Here is a 20,826-nt window from a genome sequence, read left to right as displayed (position 1 = left end):
GAAACATTTTCTTGATTCTTCGTATCTAAAAATACTTGACAATTACATTACTTTTTCCGATATTTGTATTAAGTATAAAAATACATGGAAAAGTGAATGAATATTATTGTACAAGAGGTACAAAAAGGCGCAGGTGCTTTGAAAGTCATGGTCAAGGATTCCATCGATATTCAAGGCATGCAGACCATGGCAGGCAGCAAAGCCTTAATGCAAAGCCAAGCTGCAACTCGCAATGCAGCAGTGGTAGATCGTATTCTCGCTGCGGATTGCCAAATTACCGCCAAGACCAATCTGCACGAACTGGCTTTTGGCATTACAGGCATTAACCATGTGTTTGGTACGGCAGTGAATCCAAAATATCCTGAACTGATTCCGGGTGGTTCTTCGAGTGGTTCGGCAGCGGCAGTTGCAGCAGGTCTGGCGGATTTCACCTTAGGCACCGATACGGGTGGTTCTATTCGTATGCCAGCAGCCTGTTGTGGTGTTTACGGTTTAAAGCCGACTTTTGGGCGTGTCAGCCGTGCAGGTGTACATCCAGCAACCAGTTCATTGGATTGCGTTGGCCCCTTTGCAAATTCAATCGACATGATTGAAACCGCAATGCAGATTATTGATCCAACTTTCCATCAATCTACCGAATTAACTCAGGCACCGAAACTGGCTTGGCTGGATGTACAAGCGGATTCTACTGTGGCTGAGTGCATCCAACACTATCTTGCTCAGGCTGATTTACAACCCATCCATGTGACGGTGAAAGGTTTTGACGCTGCGTTTGATGCAGGCATGCAGATCATCAATTACGAAAACTGGCAGGCCTATGGCGAGTTAACAGAAACAGGCTTACTTGGCACAGATGTCAATGCCCGTTTACTCAAGGCTGCCGCTACTACTTTGGCGCAAGTCGAGCAGGCTGAGCAGGTAAAAGCAAGTTTCACTGCTGAGATTGATGCCTTGCTCGATCAATACGACGCTTTGATTTTACCGACTTTACCGCAGTTACCGCCTAAGGTCGCCGAGGCTGAAAATACGCTGGCTTTTTTAAATCTGACGGGTTTGGTCCGGCCTTTTAATCTTTCTGGGCATCCTGCAATTTCCATCCCGCTGCAAACTGAACATGGTCAACCTGTGGGGTTACAAATCGTGGCAAAACACAATGCCGATGAATATCTGTGTGCTGTTGCGACATATATCGTGAGTGCAGCGCAATAAATAAATGACAAGGAATTAGGGAATGAATCATTTAGCGATAAAGGAATGTGTAATGGACCGCAACACAATCGACTTAGAGAGCTTATGTCAGGAAATTCGTGAACGTGCCTGTACAGGAGAGTTCGATAATCAGGCCTATGTCAGTCAGGACATGATTGAAAAGCTGAAACAGATTGGCGTTTACCGTGCTTTGGTACCGAAGCGTTTTGGTGGCAATGAATGGTCACCGAAACAGTTCTGTGAATTGATCGAGCAACTGTCCAAAGCTGATGGTTCAGTGGGGTGGGTCGCAAGTTTTGGTATGAGTCCTGCCTATTTGGGCAGTTTGCCAGAAGCAACACTTGAGCAATTGTATAAAGACAGTCCAGACATCGTGTTTGCTGGTGGCATTTTCCCGCCACAACCTGCCGAAATTACCGATGATGGCGTGGTGGTGAGCGGACGTTGGAAATTTTCCAGTGGCTGTATGGGTGCAGATATTGTTGGTGTCGGGATTTCACCACAAAAGGACAATGAAGCCCAAGGTTTACCACGTATGGCGGTGATGCCAGCCAATAAAGCACAGATTGATATGACTTGGGATACGGTTGGTCTGAAGGGTACGGGCAGTCATGATCTGGTGGTGAAAGAGGTGCTGGTAGCGAAGGAATGGACCTTTGTCCGTGGTGAACCTTCAAAACTGCCTGAGCCATTTTTTAAATATCCATCTTTATCTTTAGCCACTCAAGTTCTAACTGTGGTCGGGATTGGTGTTGCTGCCGCAGCGATTGAAGAATTTCAAAAATTGGCACCGGGCAAGTCTTCAATTACGGGTGGCGCTGAAATTGCCAGTCGTCCAGTGACGCAATATGAATTTGCCCAAGTCGAAGCAGAGTTTAAGGCGGCACGCGTCTGGTTCTACGACACCATGCAGATTGTTTGGAATGAAGTACTGGCAGGACGTAACCCAAGCGCGGAACAGATCAGTGATATGCGTTTGTCTTGTACCCATGTGGCACGGGTTTGTGCACGTGTGACCCGAAAAATCCAGATGTTGGCAGGGATGACCGCGATTTATACCCATAACCCGTTTAGCCGTTTTGTGAATGATACCAATGTAGTGACCCAACATGCCTTTATGGGCGATGCCACTTTGCAAAATGCTGGGCTGGTCAGCTTCGGTATGAAGCCGGCACCCGGTTATTTATAAGCCAGATTTTATCAACTCGTGCGGCAACAAGGATGAATGACATGAATGCGCCAATGGATATAACGGAACTGTTACAACGCTTGCAACAGCTTGAAGCTCAAAATGCGATCCGTAACTGTATCAATCGTTATATGGAAATTTGTGATGCCTTGAATGCTGATACCGACCTGAATGAATTGATGGATTTATTTGATCAAGACAGCATTTGGGAAGGCATTGGTGAGAAATATGCCCAGTCTTTTGGCCGTTATGCGTCTTGGCAAGCCATTTATGGCATGTTCAAAAGTTATACCCAACAGCAATCACATTTTGTCATGAATGCGCATTTTGTCAGTTCAGAACAAATGTATATCGAAGCCGATCAAGCCAATGCCAGTTGGATGATGTTGCAGACCTCAACTTTCCGTGATGGTCGTAGCCATTTAAATGCCGCCAAACTCACGGTGCAGTTTAAACAGCAACAGGATGGACGTTGGAAGATCAAACATTTTCAGACTGAAAATATTTTTAGTCGCCCTGTATCTCACTGGGACAGCACAGCCATATTGCCAGTGCCGTCTCAGCAATAACTGATAATCGAAAAGGATCATGGATATGAACAGCAGTATTATTCCAATGCAGAATATTGAGATGGATTACAGTAGCTTAGTGCAAAGTGATCGTGCGCATACCTCTTTATATAAAGATGAACGTATCTTTGAAGATGAGATGGAAAAGATTTATTACAGCACATGGGTCTGGGTGGCGCATGCCAGTGAAATCCCAGATGCAGGCAGCTATAAAACCATCAATATTGGTAAGCAACCCGTGGTGGTGGTACGTGATCGCAAGAAGAAAGTGCATGTCTTGCTAAACCGCTGTCGCCATCGTGCTGCCACTGTATGCGAACATAAAAAAGGTAAAACCAACAGTTTTGTCTGTCCCTATCATGGCTGGAGCTATGCGCTAGATGGTTCATTACGTGGTGTGCCTTCACCCGAAAGCTATGGCGAATGTCTGGATAAATCAGAGTTTCCATTGATCAGCTTACGTGTTGAAGAATACAACGGTATGATTTTCGCCACCTTTAAACAGGATATTGAACCTTTAGATGATTTCTTAGGTGCTGCGAAAAAATGGATCGACCTGTTTATGAAACAAGGGGCTGGTTATCCGATCAAGGTATTGGGTGAGCATCGTTTCCGCTTTCCGGGTAACTGGAAAATTCAGCTGGAAAATACCACCGATGCTTATCATTTCCCATTGGTACACAAGTCATTCTTAAGTTCAGTCGATGAAAAAACCGAAGAACTGTTTAACTTTGAAAATCAGCCCGGCTATGTTGAAGACCTCGGCAATGGTCACAGTGTCATGGTGATGATTCCTGAACTGGTTGATCTGGATGAAGAATTGATGGAACGTCCGATTCAGGAACGTTTTGAAGACCTGGCTCAAGCCTTACGTGATGAAGGACATGAAGAACTGGAAATACGCCGTATTGTGCGCGCGGTAGGTGGTTCCGGATTTAATTTGAACATTTTCCCGAATATTGCCTGTTCAATGGCGTTTTTCCGTGTGATGCAACCCATTTCTGTCAATGAAACTGAGATTCACCACTCCGTCATTACCATGGATGGCGGTCCACAAATTGCCAACCAATATCGCTTGCGTCTGCATGAACATTTCCAAGGCCCATTTGGTTTTGGTACGCCAGATGATTCGGAAGCGTGGGAGCGTGTGCAACACGGTGCCAATGCGGGCAATGACCTGTGGATTATGCTTAATCGTGGCTTGCCCGGTGAAGTCAAAACTGAAGATGGCTTAAAGAGTGATGTCAGTGCTGAAACAGGGATGCGCGCTGCCTATCAGCAGTGGAAAAAGATGATGACGGCTTAAGGAGAGCGCCATGAAAATCGATTTAAACTTACTGAATGAAGTGACCGCTTTTATCTGGGCTGAAGCCGATATGCTGGATCATTCTGAGCATGATACTTGGCTGGATCTGTGGAATGAAAAAGGGGTGTATATCATTCCGATTGATCCAAAACTGACCGATTATGAAAATAATCTGAACTATGCCTATGACGATCATCACATGCGTAAATTACGTGTTGCCCGTCTGGAAAATGGCGAAGCGATTTCAGCCTCTCCAAAAGCCAATACGGTGCGCAGTGTTTCCCGTATCCGTATTGTCAAAGATCAAGATGGTGAAATCATTCTACGTTGTGCACAGAACTTGCGTGAATTCCGTAAAGAAAATCTAAAACACTATACAGCTGATGTAACTTTCCATTTGGTTCGTGATGCGGAACAAGGGTTTAAGATCAATCGTAAAATTATCAATTTAGTCAACTCAACCGATACCTTGGCGGGTATCAGCTACATTCTCTAGGAGCAAAAAATGAAACAGGTTGTATTAGTCACAGGTGCCGCTTCGGGTTTAGGGAATGTCATTGCTGAGTATTTTGCAGCGCAGGGACATCAGGTGATTGTGTCTGCCAGTACTTTAGAGAAGGCTGAACAGGCCAAAGCACGCAGTCCACATGCACAGAATATGTCTGCCTTAAAACTGGATATTTCAGTGGAAGCGGATTTTCATGCCGCCGTGCAGTGGATTCAGCAGACATTCTCAAAACTGGATGTGTTGATTAACAATGCCACCATGACCAAAGCAACCCCTGTTTTAGAGATTAGTGCCGCGGATTTTGACCTGATCACGCAAGTGAATCAGCGTGGCACGTTCCAGTCTTGCCAGATTATTGGCAAATATATGGCCGATCAAGGTTATGGCCGTATCGTCAATATGGCATCTTTGGCAGGGCAAAATGGCGGCACTGCCACGGGCGCACATTATGCCTCAACTAAAGGTGCAATCATTACTCTGACCAAGATCTTTGCCAAAGAGTTTGCCGCTAAAGGGGTGACCGTAAATGCGATTGCCCCTGGACCGATGGAATCACCGATTGTGCATAGCGTGGTGTCTGATGAGAAAATGGCGCAGTTTATTCAAAATATCCCCGTCAAAGCTTTAGGTAGCATGGAGTTTATTGCGGAAACCTGTGCTTTATTGGCCAGTCCAAGTGCAGCTTTTGTGACTGGGGCAACATGGGATATTAACGGTGGATTATTTATGCGTTAAGCCTTTGGCGAGATGCATATCAGGGAGAGAAATCATGACAATACTGTATAACGTGGTGGTGAGAAACCGTCATGTCGAAGGTGGAAATGTTGCAGTCATGGAGTTTGAATCTGCAAATTCCACCGTTTTACCCAAAATTGAAGCAGGTTCACATATCGATGTGCATCTGCCCAATGGCATGGTGCGTCAGTACTCATTATGTCAGAACCCAAATGATGTCGGGACGTTCCGACTTGGGATTTTACGCGATCCTGAATCACGTGGTGGTTCAGTGTCGGCATTTGATGATTTAAAAGATGGCATGCAGATTCAGGTTAGCGAACCGAAAAATCTGTTTCCACTGGTCAAATCCAAACATGCGGTATTAGTGGGTGGGGGGATCGGGATTACGCCTCTGATTAGCATGGCCTATCAATTGGCACAGGAAGGGGCTTCTTTTGAACTGCATTACTGCGGTGCGAGCCCAGAACGTTGTGCTTTTGTCGATGAAATTAAACATGGCATCTTGGCACCTTTCACCACTTTCCATTTTAAATCAGAAGGGGCGAGTCACCGCGAGTTTTTCCAATCTGCCATTCAGGATATTGATCCAGACAGCCATATTTATACCTGTGGTCCCAATGGTTTTATGGATTGGGTGATTAATCTAGCCCTCACTCAACATTTCCCTGAACAGCAGATTCATAAGGAATATTTTCAGGTTGAGGTGGAAACTGGCGGTGATGCCTTTGAGGTGGTGGCTCAGCAAAGTGGCAAGATCATTCTGGTTGATGCTGAAGAAACCATTTTACAGGCCTTGGCACGTGAAGGTATTGAGATTGAAATGTCCTGTGAGCAAGGTGTGTGTGGTACCTGTATGTGCGATGTAATCGAAGGTGAGCCAGACCATCGCGATGTGTATTTTACCGATGAAGAAAAGGCCAGTAATGAGCAAATTCTGGTGTGCTGTTCACGTTCCAAATCGGCACGATTGGTACTGGATATTTAAGGGATTTAGGTACAGCGAACGGCCCAAGTAGGACAAAAGATTCAGGAGAGAAGAATGAATTCACTAAAATCAATGGATGAAATCACAATAGATCCAATGCAGTTCAGACGTGCTTTGGGCAATTTTGCCACAGGCGTCACCATTGTCACTGCGCAAAATGAACAGGGTGAAAAGGTTGGTGTGACCGCCAATAGTTTTAATTCAGTGTCGCTAGATCCACCGTTGATTTTATGGAGTATTGACAAAAACTCGTCCAGTTTCCCTGTGTTTGAGCAAGCCACGCATTTTGCAGTGAATATTCTATCGGGCTCGCAGATTGAGTTATCCAATAAATTTTCACGCCGTAATATCGATAAATATGAAGGCACCAGTTATCAGATCGGTTCGGGTCAAGCACCCATTTTAGACCATTGTTCTGCGGTGTTTGAATGTGAACGCCATGAGGTGATTGAAGGCGGTGATCACTGGATTATTATTGGTAAAGTGGTACGTTTTCGTGATGAAGGGCGTAGTCCGCTGGTGTATCACCAAGGGGCTTATTCGGGGGTAATTCCACATCCGTTATTGCAGTTAAAAGACACCGTTGAAGCTGAAGATATTGGTGAAATGCATCAGGGCCATTTATATAGCAATGTCTGTTATTTGATGAGTCGTGCTTTTAAGTTCTACCAGACTGATTATATACCGAAGCAGTTGGTGACGGGTTTCCGCACCAGTGAAGCGCGTTTATTACTGGTACTCGGTAGTGGTACTGCGTCCAATAAAGCAGATTTGCCGCGTGATATTGCCATGCCGATGCGCGAAGTGGAGCAGGCAGCATCGATCCTGAAAAAAGATGGTTTGCTGATTGAAACTGATGGCTTTTTCAAACTCACTGAAAAGGGTAAGAAAACCGCACATTATCTGTTTGATATCGCCGATAGCCATCAAAATGAGGTGTTTGAAAAATATACTGAACAAGAAAAAGAGATTTTCATTAAAATTTTGAAGGATATTGCAGGGATTATCTAAGTTCCCAGTTACCGGCAAATTTGTACATGAATTTGTCGGTCACTGTTGGGGATATTTCCCTCATATTTTAACTGAACCAAAAGTGAGATCAGTGTAATTACGCAAAAGATTAAATCGATCTATCCGAGGGAAATGGATATGAATCAAGATCAAAAAAATGAAATGTTGCAGTGGACCGAATGTATTCAAAAGGTTTGTGGTGATTTTGAGACGACTTTTGATAAACACGGTAATTTATTTATTGGCGAAGTAAAGTCTTTTTTATTGGGCGAGACTGAGGTGGCATTTATCAAAAGTAATGCCAGCCATATTTCTAGAAAAAGCGGAATGCTTGATCGAGTCCAAGGCCGTTTATGTTTCTTACTGATCCAATACACAGGCAAGATGCGCATTGTATATAAAGACCAAAGCATTCAGTTAAATGAAGGGGATGTTGCATTACTTGATCCGGACGAAACGATTGATATGTATCCACAAGGCTTGTTTAGCCATGTATCGGTTCATTTGTCACGGGAGAAATTGTTCAGACAAGGCATTACGGTCGATCATTTTGGCAAATTGATTACTTCGAATATGAGTGGACATTTATTGAAGTGCATGCTGCAGAATCTGTCACCTGAAAAGATTGAACTCTGGTATGCAAAAGAGGATGAGAATGCTTTTGAAGATGCTTTGATTGCCCTGATTAAGCCAACCATTAATTATAAAAATGTTGAAATTGCCGATCATCTCAAGATAAGAGCAGAACGATTTATCTTTGAACACCTAAGCAAACAAAGCTTAAATGCCACCATGATTGCGGATCATTTAGGCATTTCGCTGCGACAGTTACATCGTTTATTTGAACATCAGCAGCAGTCTGTACATCAATTTATTCAAACACATCGCATCAAAAAAATTCAGTATGAATTAAAAGATAACAAAAATAAAAGTCTGTCGATTACCGAAATTGCTTTGAAATGGGGTTTTGGTGACAGTGCACATTTTTCCAAACTGTTCCGTAAGATGATTGGACTGACGCCTAAACAATATCGTCTGAAAATTTAAATACGGTATTTATTTTAAATACGCTGCACATGTCACAATTGTGCATCATATCTGTCACGTTTAAACAAGAACAAGACCAGTAAGTGATGATCAAATCCTAGGCATGGAGTTTGAAGCATAGGGAAGCATGATGAACACAGAATATGACTATATCATTATTGGGGCGGGTTCAGCGGGCTGTGTGGTTGCAGCACGTTTATTACAAGCCAATGCAGGCCGAGTATTGGTGCTTGAAGCAGGGAGCAAGGATAGCAGCCTGTTCCATACTATTCCTGCAACAGTGATCAAAGTCTTTCAACAAAAATCCTGGCCGTATATGACTGTGCCACAACAACACTGCAACCAGCGAGAAATGATTCTTGCACAAGGCAAAGTTATGGGGGGTGGCAGTTCAGTCAATGGCATGGTGTATTGCCGTGGACAGCGTCAGGACTATGATTTATGGGCCTCTGAATGGGGCTGTGAGCAATGGTCTTATCAAGATGTACTGCCATTTTTTAGAAAAGCTGAAAAAAATGAAAGTCTGGCGGATGAATATCATGGACAAAATGGCATCTTAGCGGTCAGTGAAAACCGTTACCGCCATCCTTTAACCCTTGCTTGTATTCAGGCAGGGCAGCAAATGGGCCTGCACTATGTCAACGATTTCAATGGTTGGAACCAAGCCGGTGTTGGATTTTATCAGACCACCACACAGAATGGCGAAAGAGCCAGTACCTCAAAAACCTATTTAAAATCCGTTGAGCATCATCCAGATCTTAGGGTCATGACCAATGCACTGGTGCATAAAATCGAAACTCACGCGGATCAAGTCACGGGTGTGACTTTTAGCATTGCAGGCAAAGCCCCAGTGACTGTAAAAGCACGTAAAGAAGTGATTGTCAGTGCGGGGGCGATTGGCAGTCCTAAGGTGTTATTACTGTCAGGGATTGGGCCGAAGCAACATTTAGATGAACTCGGGATTGAATGTATCCAAGACCTCCCTGTGGGTGAAAACTTCCATGATCATTTGCATATGTCCGTGAATGCAACAGTCACTACCCAGAATAGTTTGCTTGGAGAAGATCAGGGCTTAAAAGCGGTGCGAAACTTTTTGCAATGGCAATTCACTCGCTCAGGTGTGCTGACTTCAAATATTCTAGAGGGTGGTGGTTTTATTGATACCCATGACAATGGTCGACCAGATGTACAGTTCCATTTTCTGCCTGTACTGGATAATTTTGATAATACCCCTGGGGAGAAGGCAGCCGCACACGCACATGGTCTAACGATTAAGGTAGGACATGTACAACCCAAAGCACGTGGTAGCGTCCGCTTGAGTAGCAAAGATCCGAATGCCTTACCAATCATTGATCCTAACTATTTAGGTCATCCAGAGGATGTTGATGCCAATATTCGCGCCGTGCAGGCAGGATTACGTCTATTGCAGCAACCTGCATTAAAAGCGATTGTTCAAGCGGTGATTGAACCTGCAAATATCGATCCTGACGATATTGAAGCGATTGATGTCTGGATGCGCCAGAACATTAAAACCGTTTACCACCCGGCAGGCAGTTGCAAAATGGGCAATACACCAAAAGATTCAGTCACAGACCAGACCCTTAAAGTACATGGCTTCCAGAATTTGCGTGTTATTGATTGTTCAATCTGTCCGCAGGTGCCAAGCGGAAATACCAATGCCATTGCCATCATGATTGGTGAGCGTGGTGCCGATTTTATTTTAAATCAAGTTGCTTAATTGCTGTCTGTAGGTATTAAAAGAGGAGGATAAAATGAGTGAAGTACAAATTCTAGCCAGCGTACAGCAATTTATGGCACGTCAACATGGCCATTTTATTGGCGGTAAAATGACTGCCGCAGAAACAGCTGAACGGATTGAATTAGTCAATCCAGCCACTGAACAAGTTGTATCAAGCATTGCGATGGCGACTCAAAATGAAGTTGCCAAGGCCGTCCAGAGTGCCGATGATGCTTTTCGAAATGCGTGGGCCAATACATCACCCTATGAACGTGGTCTGCGGCTGAATAAATTAGCCGATTTAGTGGAATTACATGCTGAACAATTAGCGCAACTGGAAACCTTAACTACGGGCAAATTGATTCATCTGGCGCGACATTTGGAAGTGGCACAAACGGTTGTATTTTTAAGGTATTTTGCAGGCTGGGCGACCAAGATCAATGGTCAGACTATGCAACCGTCAATTCCTTCCATGCAGGGTGAAAAATATACCGCTTATAGTATGCGCCAACCTGTTGGTGTGGTGGCTGGAATTGTGCCATGGAATTTTTCTCTGATGATTGGATGCTGGAAAATTGGTTCAGCATTAACCACGGGTTGTACGATTGTATTAAAACCAAGTGAATTTACCACCTTGTCATTATTGCGTTTGGCTGAACTTGCAATTGAAGCAGGCATTCCAGCAGGAGTGATTAATATAGTCACAGGTAAGGGGGAGACTGGACAACACTTAATAAATTCGCCTTTAGTAAAAAAAGTCTCGTTTACGGGTTCAGTTCCTACAGGTATTGCGATTGGGCAACAAGCGATGAAGAATGATCTTACTCGGGTCAGTTTGGAGCTCGGTGGAAAGAATGCCGCAGCAATTCTCGCGGATGCCAATCTGGATGAAATTTTATCGACTTTACTGCAAGCGACTTTTGTTCATCAAGGGCAAGTCTGTGCAGCACCAGAACGTTTCTTTATACATCAGTCCAAATATGATGAATTTGTAGAAAAGCTGACAGGAGCAATTCAACAGATAAAAATTGGTTCACCGCTGGATGAATCGAGCATGTTTGGCCCACTTTCCAATAAGCCACATTTTGACAAGGTCAAACATTATCTCGACCTTGCCAATCAAAATAAGCAAGTGATTTGTGGCGGTAAGGCTTTGCAAGGAACGGGTTATTTTGTGGAGCCGACTTTATTAAAGGTACTCGGTGTGGATGATCCCTTATTTATTGAAGAAACCTTTGGCCCTGTGGTGGACGTTATTCCATTTGAAAATGATGAAGAACTCATTCGGATGATGAATCACACCCGTTTTGGTTTAACAGCCAGTATTTGGAGCAATGATTTGGCTAAAGCCTTGCGTCTAATCCCGCAAATTGAAGCGGGTTCGGTCTGGGTCAATATGCATACCTTTCTTGATCCATCGGTGCCTTTTGGTGGAGTGAAAGCATCGGGTCTGGGGCGTGAATTTTCTGATGCATTTATCGAAGATTATACTGAACTTAAATCAGTGATGATTCGATACTAACTTTATATAAGATCTAAAAAATGGCCTGAAATGGCCATTTTTTAATGATTGACTATATCCGCTAGTCAATCAGAAAGTCTTTTAAAATATGATTGAAGGTTTCAGCCTGCTCAATATTTGAAATATGCGAAGCATCTATTTCGACCAGTTGCGATTGTGGTATCTGTTGTTGCATAAATTGTCCATCCGCCACTGTAGTGACTGGGTCTTGAGTTGCTGCAATCACCAAAACAGGAATGTGGATATCTTTGAGTTGCTCACGGACATCCGCTTTAGCCAAAGCCTCACAACAACTGGCATAACCCTCTGCGCTGCCAGCACTTAAGTCGTTACACAGGTGATTGACAATTGCAGGGTGGCTTTGGATAAAGGGATCTGTAAACCAGCGTGAAGCCGCTGTGGTGGCGATTGGAACCAAACCCTGCTTTCGAACCAGTTGGGCACGATCCAGCCATGCTTGTTCCTGTCCAATTTTTGCAGCGGTATTACTCACAACCACACGCAGAAAACGTTCTGGATAATGGATCGCTAGCCATTGACCCGTTATTCCCCCCATAGAAATACCACAGAAATTGGCTTTTTCAATCTTTAAATGATCGAGCAGGCGAATGACATCTTCACCTAATTGTTGCAGGGTATAAGAACCTTGCGGTGTCGATGAAGATCCATGACCGCGTGTGTCATAACAAATCACATAAAAGTGCTCTTTAAAATAATTGAACTGCTTTTGCCACATGCCATAGTTGGTGCCTAAAGAGTTGGAAAACACTAGTGCAGGGGAGCTGGGATCGCCAAAGCTTTGATAGTTGATCTGTGCATCGGTGGATTGAAAAACTGACATTCACTATTCCTTAATTCTGTTCGATACGTTCAATAATCAGCGCAATGCCTTGACCAACACCAATGCACATTGAACATAAAGCATAACGTCCCTTGATCTGTTCAAGCTGATTCAAGGCCGTTGTCACCAAACGCGCACCTGAGGCACCTAAAGGATGACCTAAAGCAATCGCACCACCATTCGGATTAATTCGTGCATCATCATCACTCAAGCCTAAATCACGAGTGACGGCTAAAGCTTGTGCCGCAAAAGCTTCGTTTAGTTCAATCACGTCCATTTGTTCTAGCTTGAGATTGGCCTGTTTCAGTAATTTCTTAATGGCAGGCGCAGGTGCAAAACCCATAATCCGTGGTTCAACACCAACTGTAGTCGCAGCAATGATTTTGGCACGTGCTTTGAGCTGGTATTTTTCCACCGCTTCGTCCGAAGCAATCAATACAGCGACTGCACCATCATTAATCCCAGAGGCATTACCCGCCGTGACGGTACCTTCAGCTTTAACCACACCCTTAAGTTTAGTTAGTGCTTCTAACGTGGTTGATGCACGTGGATGCTCATCCGCATCCACCACAACTGCATCACCTTTACGCTGTGGAATACTGACAGGCACGATTTCATTGCTGAAGAAACCTTTGGCTTGTGCGGTTGCAGTACGTTGTTGGCTGTTGAGGGCAAATTGGTCTTGATCGGCACGATCGATATTGTACTGTTCCGCCACGTTTTCCGCGGTTTGCGGCATGCTGTCGACACCATACATTTCTTTGAGTTTTGGATTGATAAAACGCCAGCCCATGGTGGTGTCTTCAATCTTTTGACTACGGCCAAAGGCACTATCCGATTTACCCATCACATAGGGTGCACGGCTCATACTTTCCACACCGCCTGCAATGATTAAATCCGCTTCATTGGCTTTAATGGCACGGGCAGCCATCGCAATCGCATCTAATGATGAACCACATAAACGGTTCACTGTGGTGGCGGGTACTTGATAAGGCAAACCTGCTAATAACGCTGACATACGTCCGACATTACGGTTGTCTTCACCTGCCTGATTGGCACAGCCATAGATCACATCATCGACGTGTTGCCAATCGACACTTGGGTTGCGTTGCATCAGAGCCTGAATTGGAATGGCTCCCAAGTCGTCAGCACGTACTGGAGCTAATCCGCCAGCATAACGACCGAATGGGGTACGGATGGCATCGATGATATAAGCGTTTTTCATTTTGAATCTTGTCCTTTACTTCGGGCCTTTCAGCCATTCTCCTTAGGTATTTCGCGGTGGCGACATGGATGTCGCCTCGTTACTCAGCACAACAGGGAGGTTGTGTCTGAGTAACAAAGGTTTTTGTTACTTTTGACCTTTCAAAAGTAAGGTATTGCCTATACAAACGAGTTTCGAAAACCACTTTCATATACGGGCAATGGCGGTAGTAGCACTCGCCATTAATTAATAAGAACTAGCTATGACGGAGTCTTAATGCATTTAATTCCATACCAACAGCTCGTTTTCGTCACTTTTTTAAAAAAGTAACCAAAAATCTTTGTTGAACAGAGGAGGCTTCCTTGCCTCCCTGTTCAACGGGCGACATCCATGTCGCCTGTCACGATAGTCAATTACGGGAAACGTTTTGCAGCAGTGCAGGTTTATGGATCAGTCGCATCAATCAACTGAGCACCCGTCAATGCCTGTAACTCCTCAAAGCTCAAACCGTCTACTTTCTCAATCACTTTTAAACCTTCTGTGGTCACATCAATCACACACAGGTCGGTATAAATACGATCGACACATTTCAAGCCTGTTGCAGGATATGAAAGAGTTTCAACAATCTTCGGTTCACCTTGCTTGGTGTTGTGATCAGTGGTGATAAATACTTTCTTGGCACCGACCGCGAGATCCATGGCACCACCCACCGCAGGAATCGCATCTGCTGTACCAGTATGCCAGTTGGCGAGATCACCATTGGCTGCCACTTGGAAAGCACCGAGTACTGCAATATCCAAATGACCACCGCGCATCATGGCAAAGGAATCACCATGATGGAAAAAACTGCCACCGGTTAGCATGGTGACATATTCCTTACCCGCATTGATTAACTCAGGGTCTTCTTCACCTTTGGCAGGCGGTGGCCCAAATGCCAGCAAGCCATTTTCCGAATGCAGGAATACATCTTTATCTGCAGGAAGATAATTTGAAATCTTGGTCGGCAGGCCAATACCGAGATTGACATAAGCGCCATCGGGAATATCTTGTGCCACACGTTCAGCAATCTGGTCACGGCTTAGTTTTTGATAGCTCATTGTTCTGCTCCTGTGCCATTGGCTGCATCGACAGCGACCACATGCTGTACAAAAATCCCCGGGGTAATGATCTGTTCAGGATCAAGCTGACCCAGTTCGACCAATTCAGACACTTGAGCAATGGTGACATCCGCCGCCATCGCCATGATCGGGCCAAAGTTACGTGCAGATTTGTTGTAGACCAGATTGCCCCAGCGGTCGCCCTGATGGGCTTTAATCAAGGCAAAATCAGCTTTGATCGGATACTCAAGCACATAGTCTTTACCGTCGATATGACGGGTTTCTTTGCCTTCCGCCAAGAGGGTTCCAAAACCTGTTGGGGTAAACACAGCACCTAAGCCCATCCCCGCAGCTTGAATGCGACAGGCCAGATTGCCTTGCGGCACCAGTTCCAGTTCAATCTTGCCAGCACGATACAGCTCATCGAATACCCAAGAGTCAGACTGACGTGGGAAGGAACAGATGATTTTGCGTACTGCACCTGTTTTAAGCAGTTTGGCCAAGCCATAATCACCATTACCAGCATTGTTATTGACGATGACCAAGTCCTTGATGCCAAGTTCGATTAATCCATCAATCAATTCAGCGGGTTGTCCTGCGGTGCCAAAGCCCCCAATCATGATGGTGGCGCCATCCTTAATCTGTGACAGTGCCTCAGTCAATGAGAGCGTGCTTTTATCAATCATAAGGCCAACCTTTTATCCATGTTTTCAAATTTCTATACATACAGATTGCTGTATAAACGGGTATGCATAGAAATTTAAAAACTGTGAGCTAAGGTCTAGCTCACAGTGATTTTGGGAAGTTAAGCACCGACACGACGACGGTCAACTTCAGTGCTTGGTGCACCTGTTTTTTCCTTCACCAATTCCACATTAAACGTAATGTGTTTGAATGGTTTATTCACACCACGACGAGCAAGTTCAGCTTCATCAGTCACATCAACTGCAGTTGCGACCAAGCCTTCACGTGTTGCAAAGGCAAAGTCATCCCACAGGTATTGATCACCTTCGATATTGAACTGCGTAGTTAATTTGCGATAGCCTGGTGCAGAAACAAAATAGTGCACATGAGAAGGGCGGTTACCATGACGGCCGAGCAAGTTCAGCACTGCTTGAGTAGTCCCTTCAGGTGGGCAGCCATAGCCCACAGGCATGGTCGTTTGTGCCACATAGTGACCATCGGCATCCGATAAAATGGTACGGCGTAAGTTAAAGTCAGATTGGGACTTATCAAAGAATGAATAGTTACCTAAGCTGTTGGCATGCCAAACTTCGACTTTAGCACCTTCGATAATATTACCTTCAGAATCAGTGACCGTTCCTTCGATGAATAAGGTATCGACTTTGTCCGATTCAGAACCGTCATCCATACGGGCAAAACCGACAGATTCTGGGGCACCAGCCACATAGAGTGGACCTTCAATGGTACGTGGAGTTCCACCCGTAATACCTGCTTTGGCATCTGCTTCATCGGCACGTAAATCTAGATAATGCTCAAGACCTAAGCCTGCTGCCAATAAACCGAGTTCATTGGCTTGGCCTGCATCGGTAAAGTATTCCAGACCTTTCCACAGTTCGCTTTGCGAGATGTCCAAATCTTCTATCGCCTGAAACAGATCACCGAGTAGACGAACCACAATTTGTTGTACACGTGGATTGACTTCACCTGTCGCAGTATCCACATTCATTTTTTTAACCAGTGCATCGATTTCTTGACGGTTCATACATAATCTCCTGAAGTATGATAATTTTTGGTGGCTCGCAGACTTGCTGTTTTGCTGCTTGCTTGGCTTGCCACATTCCTTGTTCAAATTCTGTTGTGATCTTTAGCTATCGTCTTCGCGGATGGCTGATGGATGACGATTCATCGCCATCACTTCAATCTTCATATAGGGATATAACGGTAATCCCTGTAAAATATTGTGCAGTTCTTCATTGCTGTCCACATCAAAGATACTGATATTTGAGTATTGTCCGGTGATGCGCCAGATATGACGCCATTTGCCTTGACGCTGTAAATCTTGTGAATAGGCCTTTTCAACAGCTTTAATTTGATTGGCCTGTTCAACTGGCATATCGAGCGGGATATTTACATCCATTCGTACATGAAAAAGCATGGCAACTCCTTGAATTATTGACGACGCAGCTTGTCGATTTTGTCTTCATCCAGTTCAATACCGAGACCCGGACCAGTTGGAATTTTGAGTTCAAAATTGCCATATTGAAGCGGTGTTTTTAAAATTTCTTCCGTGAGTAACAGTGGACCAAACAGTTCCGTGCCAGCGGCTAAATTGCTAAAGGTAGAGAAGGCATGTGCGGAAGCGATGGTGCCAACTGGACCTTCTAACATGGTGCCACCGTAAAGATCGATCCCTGCCAGATTGGCAATTTTTCCGACTTCACAGGCTTCAATCAGACCGCCTGATTGGGCAATTTTTACTGCAAACACTGAGGCGGCATTGCTTTTTGCCAGTTGATACGCACTTTGCGGACCGGTTAAAGATTCATCCGCCATAATGGCAATATCGAACTTGCGCGTCAGGCGTTGCATGGCATCAATATTGTGAATTGCACACGGTTGCTCGATCAGATCGACTCCACCATCCTGAAGCATTTGAATCCCTTTAATCGCATTTAATTCAGACCATGCACGGTTGACATCGACACGAATCGAAACCTCTGTGCCTAAGGCTTGTTTAATTGCCAGTACATGTTCAACATCCTGCTCAACTGGGCGGGAACCGATTTTGAGCTTGAACACATTGTGGCGTTTTAACGCGATCATTTTTTCTGCTTCAGCAATGTCCTTTTCAGTATTGCCAGAGGCTAAAACCCAAAGTACAGGGACACTATCACGTAGGCGCCCACCTAATACTTCACTGAGCGGTAAACCTAAACGTTGCGCCTGAATATCCAGTAGCGCTGTTTGAATGGCACATTTGGCAAAACGGTTCCCATTGATGCTGTGTTGAATGGCCTGTAGGGTCTGAGCCACATTAAAACTGCCCAAGCTTTTTAACAATGGCGAAAAGTAATGCTCGATATTGGTTTTGACACTTTCAGGACTTTCATCGCCATAACCCAAACCGCCAATGGTCGTTGCTTCACCCCAACCAATTAAACCATCCTCTGTTGTCACTTTAATGAGAACCAAGGTTTGGGTTTGCATAGTTGCAACCGCCATCTTATGTGGGCGGATGGTTGGAATCTCGACAAGTAGGGTTTCTATGGATTTATACATCTTGGGTATTTCTTTGATCCTGAGCTATTTACATACCCTAAATTAATGTAATATTTAGAACTAGGCTGAATTTGGTATTTTTAGATACTTAAAAGGTATATTAAATGGAATTAAGACATCTTCGTTATTTCGTGACGGTAGTCGAGGAACAGAGCATTACCAAAGCGGCAGAAAAGTTATGTATTGCACAACCACCATTAAGCCGTCAGATCCAAAAGCTGGAAGAGGAACTCGGTATCCTGTTATTTGAACGTGGTTCTCGGCCTGTGAAAACCACAGAAGCGGGGCAGTTTTTTTATCAGCATGCGGTGCAGATTTTAACCCATACCGCTCAAGCGGCTTCAATGGCAAAACGCATTAGCACAGTGAATAAGATTGTACGTATTGGCTATGTCAGCTCATTGCTTTATGCGCTGTTACCCCAAGTGATTTATCTATTCCGTCAAAATCATCCTGATATTCAGGTGGAGTTGGTTGAGCATGGTACCAAAGATCAGATCGAAGCGTTAAAGCTGGGTAAAATCGATTTAGGCTTTGGACGCCTAAGAATTAGTGATCCTGCGATTAAACGGATTTTATTGCGCAAAGAAAAACTTAAATTGGCCATTCATAAAAACCATCATTTAACCCGCTTTATCGATCAGGGGATTTATCTATCCCAGATCATTGATGAACCTATTTTTTCTTATCCCGCGACCCAAAAACCAAATTTTTCAACTTTGATTCAATCGATTTTCACCGATTTGGGGCTGGTGCCTAAAGACATGGTCGAGGTACGGGAAATTCATATGGCGCTTGGTTTGGTGTCATCAGGTGAGGGGATTTGCTTGATTCCAGAAAGTGCCAGTGACATTGGTATGAAGAATCTGGTGTATATCCCCATTCTGGATTTGGAGGCCTATACCCCAATTTCATTGGCGGTACGTAATATGGATCAGAGTCCGTATCTACCGCAGATTTTAGAATGCGTTAAGCAAGTATTTGAAGAAGAAGGTATTCCGATCCAACTAGAGGGTGACTAAGCCACTCGAAGTACTCAGTTTAATTATCAGCGGTCATCATGATCGCTTTTTAATGTTTGTGAAAGGCTTAAAACCAGACTTAAAAGGTATAACTATATACTTCATTATCTATGGAAAATTACATTAATAATTCAAATAATAAAAGCGTGACCAATATTTGCTCAAATATATCTTTCTGAATTTATGCAGGTTTTTAAAAGGTATCGGGAAGCGTGGTCGACGTGATGAGTGCAGATGTACCCATGACGTGAATGAATAAGAATTTCAAATACTCAGGAAAGGATTTCCCATGTTAAAACCAGATACGCTGTATAAAGCACAGCGCGTGGCACTGTACACATTGTTTGGCTGTCTTAATATCAATGCGGCTTATGCCGATTTTTTTGAAGACAGTGAAAAAAGCATTTATCTACGTAATTTCTACTTAGAACGCGATTTTGAAAATACCAATAAAGATCTGGGCAGTTGGTCTCAGGCGATGACAGGACGCTTTGAATCTGGCTATACCGATACACCGATTCAAGTCGGTTTGGATATGGGCTTTCAATATGCACTGCGTTTAACGGATCGCTATGATGAACGTCTGGATACTGTATTTAAATATGATCAGCATCAAGGTCGACAGGAGCGCGATTATTTAAAATTAGGTGCGACTTTGAAATTTAAATATCGCAATACTGAACTGAAAGTCGGTGAGCTTTTCCCCAAAACACCGGTACTGTTTATTGATGATTCTCGGCAGTTGGTCACCACTTACGCGGGTGCAATGCTAGAAAGTAAGGACATCAAAAATTTGAAAGTATCAGCAGGGCGTTTTACTCATGTGAATGCCCGAGATGATGATGAATATCGAAAATTCACCTTAGGTAACTCGACAGACCCAAACAAAAGAAGTGACGGGTTGAATTTTCTAGGTCTCGATTATCAATTTACCCCTCAGTTGACTGGGTCTTATTGGTTTGGGCAGCTTGAAGATATTTACCAACAACAATATTTGAGTGTGGCCTTTACGGAAACGGTCAACAAAAGCAAGCTTAAAGTGGATGCCCGCTACTTTAACTATAAACAAGATGGGGATGCTTATTTTGGCGATATTGATGTCCAGTCAATTGGTCTGCAAGCCAGTGTGCAAAATGGACCGCATACCATTTTGACTGGTCTGCAAAAACATATGGGTGAGAATAATATTCCTTTGTTGAACGGTTATGTACCGCAAGCTTATTTACAGAGTTGGTCTGCAATTGCTTTCTACAAAGCCAAAGAGTTTACTTGGCATGTTTTATATAGTTATGACTTTAAAGAGCAGGGTATCCCTGGGCTAAAACTGACTTTACGTTATTTAAATGGCAGTGAAATCTATCGGGAAGGCTTTAAGGATAATAAAGAAACTGAGACGAATGTGATCGTCAATTACACCGTACCAGAAGGTAAACTGAAAGGTTTGGGCTTTGAATGGCGACATATCCGAGCTGATATTCAATACGGCGCAGGCAATAACCCCGGCACAGATTTTGTCGAAAATCGAATCATGACGACGTATACACATCAGTTTTAATTGTCGATTCAATACAAAAGCGATTAGTCCATCTTATTTAAT

The 20,826-nt window shown here is 44.1% G+C and carries 20 protein-coding genes; 13 read left to right on the top strand and 7 right to left on the bottom strand.

The genetic code is table 11. The features are described 5' to 3' along the window. Nucleotides 1–96: 96 nt before the first annotated feature. The 11 genes from NQU59_RS16855 (at nt 97) to NQU59_RS16805 (ending at nt 11,822) form a co-directional block, all read left to right on the top strand. Nucleotides 97–1,209: an amidase gene (locus tag NQU59_RS16855; RefSeq protein ID WP_257064163.1), complete on the top strand. Its 1,113-nt coding sequence runs from the start codon at nt 97–99 to the stop codon at nt 1,207–1,209. 52 nt (nt 1,210–1,261) lie between these two features. Then, the gene (locus tag NQU59_RS16850) at nt 1,262–2,398 is read left to right on the top strand and encodes an acyl-CoA dehydrogenase family protein (protein WP_373462945.1); all 1,137 of its coding nucleotides are present in this window, start codon (nt 1,262–1,264) and stop codon (nt 2,396–2,398) included. A 41-nt stretch (nt 2,399–2,439) separates the two neighbouring features. Beyond that, nucleotides 2,440–2,967 (top strand): nuclear transport factor 2 family protein, encoded by a 528-nt coding sequence (locus NQU59_RS16845; protein WP_005238968.1) that lies wholly within the window; start codon nt 2,440–2,442, stop codon nt 2,965–2,967. A 25-nt stretch (nt 2,968–2,992) separates the two neighbouring features. Further along, nucleotides 2,993–4,273: an aromatic ring-hydroxylating oxygenase subunit alpha gene (locus NQU59_RS16840; protein ID WP_257064160.1), complete on the top strand. Its 1,281-nt coding sequence runs from the start codon at nt 2,993–2,995 to the stop codon at nt 4,271–4,273. A 10-nt stretch (nt 4,274–4,283) separates the two neighbouring features. After that, entirely contained in the window at nt 4,284–4,769 is a 486-nt protein-coding gene (locus tag NQU59_RS16835) for an aromatic-ring-hydroxylating dioxygenase subunit beta (RefSeq protein ID WP_257064159.1), read from the top strand. A gap of 9 nt (nt 4,770–4,778) precedes the next feature. Next, nucleotides 4,779–5,516, top strand: a complete 738-nt coding sequence (locus NQU59_RS16830; RefSeq protein ID WP_043973161.1) for an SDR family NAD(P)-dependent oxidoreductase — start codon at nt 4,779–4,781, stop codon at nt 5,514–5,516. 34 nt (nt 5,517–5,550) lie between these two features. Beyond that, nucleotides 5,551–6,504: a PDR/VanB family oxidoreductase gene (locus tag NQU59_RS16825; protein WP_257064158.1), complete on the top strand. Its 954-nt coding sequence runs from the start codon at nt 5,551–5,553 to the stop codon at nt 6,502–6,504. 54 nt (nt 6,505–6,558) lie between these two features. Next, complete coding sequence (locus NQU59_RS16820; protein ID WP_257064157.1) at nt 6,559–7,515, top strand: p-hydroxyphenylacetate 3-hydroxylase reductase component; 957 nt, start codon at nt 6,559–6,561, stop codon at nt 7,513–7,515. Nucleotides 7,516–7,653: 138 nt separating this feature from the next. Continuing rightward, the gene (gene feaR, locus NQU59_RS16815; RefSeq protein ID WP_257064156.1) at nt 7,654–8,562 is read left to right on the top strand and encodes a transcriptional regulator FeaR; all 909 of its coding nucleotides are present in this window, start codon (nt 7,654–7,656) and stop codon (nt 8,560–8,562) included. Nucleotides 8,563–8,692: 130 nt separating this feature from the next. Then, the gene (locus tag NQU59_RS16810) at nt 8,693–10,300 is read left to right on the top strand and encodes a GMC family oxidoreductase (RefSeq protein WP_257064155.1); all 1,608 of its coding nucleotides are present in this window, start codon (nt 8,693–8,695) and stop codon (nt 10,298–10,300) included. A gap of 34 nt (nt 10,301–10,334) precedes the next feature. Then, nucleotides 10,335–11,822, top strand: a complete 1,488-nt coding sequence (locus NQU59_RS16805; protein ID WP_257064154.1) for an aldehyde dehydrogenase family protein — start codon at nt 10,335–10,337, stop codon at nt 11,820–11,822. A 61-nt stretch (nt 11,823–11,883) separates the two neighbouring features. Here NQU59_RS16805 and pcaD read toward each other — a convergent pair whose 3' ends face one another. The 7 genes from pcaD to NQU59_RS16770 form a co-directional block, all read right to left on the bottom strand. After that, nucleotides 11,884–12,663 carry a 3-oxoadipate enol-lactonase gene (gene pcaD, locus NQU59_RS16800; RefSeq protein WP_257064153.1) on the bottom strand — a complete coding sequence of 260 codons (780 nt, stop codon included), beginning with the start codon at nt 12,661–12,663 and terminating at the stop codon, nt 11,884–11,886. 10 nt (nt 12,664–12,673) lie between these two features. Next, complete coding sequence (gene pcaF, locus NQU59_RS16795; protein WP_257064152.1) at nt 12,674–13,888, bottom strand: 3-oxoadipyl-CoA thiolase; 1,215 nt, start codon at nt 13,886–13,888, stop codon at nt 12,674–12,676. A 422-nt stretch (nt 13,889–14,310) separates the two neighbouring features. Continuing rightward, nucleotides 14,311–14,964, bottom strand: coding sequence for a 3-oxoacid CoA-transferase subunit B (locus NQU59_RS16790; protein WP_257064151.1), 654 nt, complete (start codon nt 14,962–14,964; stop codon nt 14,311–14,313). Next, nucleotides 14,961–15,650 (bottom strand): 3-oxoacid CoA-transferase subunit A, encoded by a 690-nt coding sequence (locus NQU59_RS16785; RefSeq protein ID WP_257064150.1) that lies wholly within the window; start codon nt 15,648–15,650, stop codon nt 14,961–14,963. Before NQU59_RS16785 ends, NQU59_RS16790 begins: the two co-directional genes overlap by 4 nt. Nucleotides 15,651–15,769: 119 nt before the next feature. Further along, a complete protein-coding gene (gene catA, locus NQU59_RS16780; RefSeq protein WP_257064149.1) occupies nt 15,770–16,690 on the bottom strand; it encodes a catechol 1,2-dioxygenase in 921 nt (306 codons plus the stop codon). 102 nt (nt 16,691–16,792) lie between these two features. Further along, nucleotides 16,793–17,083: a muconolactone Delta-isomerase gene (gene catC / locus NQU59_RS16775; protein WP_043972950.1), complete on the bottom strand. Its 291-nt coding sequence runs from the start codon at nt 17,081–17,083 to the stop codon at nt 16,793–16,795. A gap of 14 nt (nt 17,084–17,097) precedes the next feature. Next, entirely contained in the window at nt 17,098–18,207 is a 1,110-nt protein-coding gene (locus NQU59_RS16770) for a muconate/chloromuconate family cycloisomerase (protein ID WP_043972954.1), read from the bottom strand. A gap of 104 nt (nt 18,208–18,311) precedes the next feature. Between NQU59_RS16770 and catM the strand changes: the two genes are divergently transcribed. Further along, nucleotides 18,312–19,229 (top strand): cis,cis-muconate-binding transcription regulator CatM, encoded by a 918-nt coding sequence (catM, locus tag NQU59_RS16765; RefSeq protein ID WP_043972956.1) that lies wholly within the window; start codon nt 18,312–18,314, stop codon nt 19,227–19,229. 289 nt (nt 19,230–19,518) lie between these two features. Beyond that, entirely contained in the window at nt 19,519–20,784 is a 1,266-nt protein-coding gene (locus NQU59_RS16760) for an OprD family porin (protein WP_257064147.1), read from the top strand. Nucleotides 20,785–20,826 lie beyond the last annotated feature (42 nt).

Source organism: Acinetobacter colistiniresistens (genome assembly GCF_024582815.1).
Lineage (GTDB): Bacteria > Pseudomonadota > Gammaproteobacteria > Pseudomonadales > Moraxellaceae > Acinetobacter.
The sequence above is the reverse complement of the archived record's forward strand: the minus strand, read 5'-3'. Positions and strand labels throughout refer to the sequence as shown.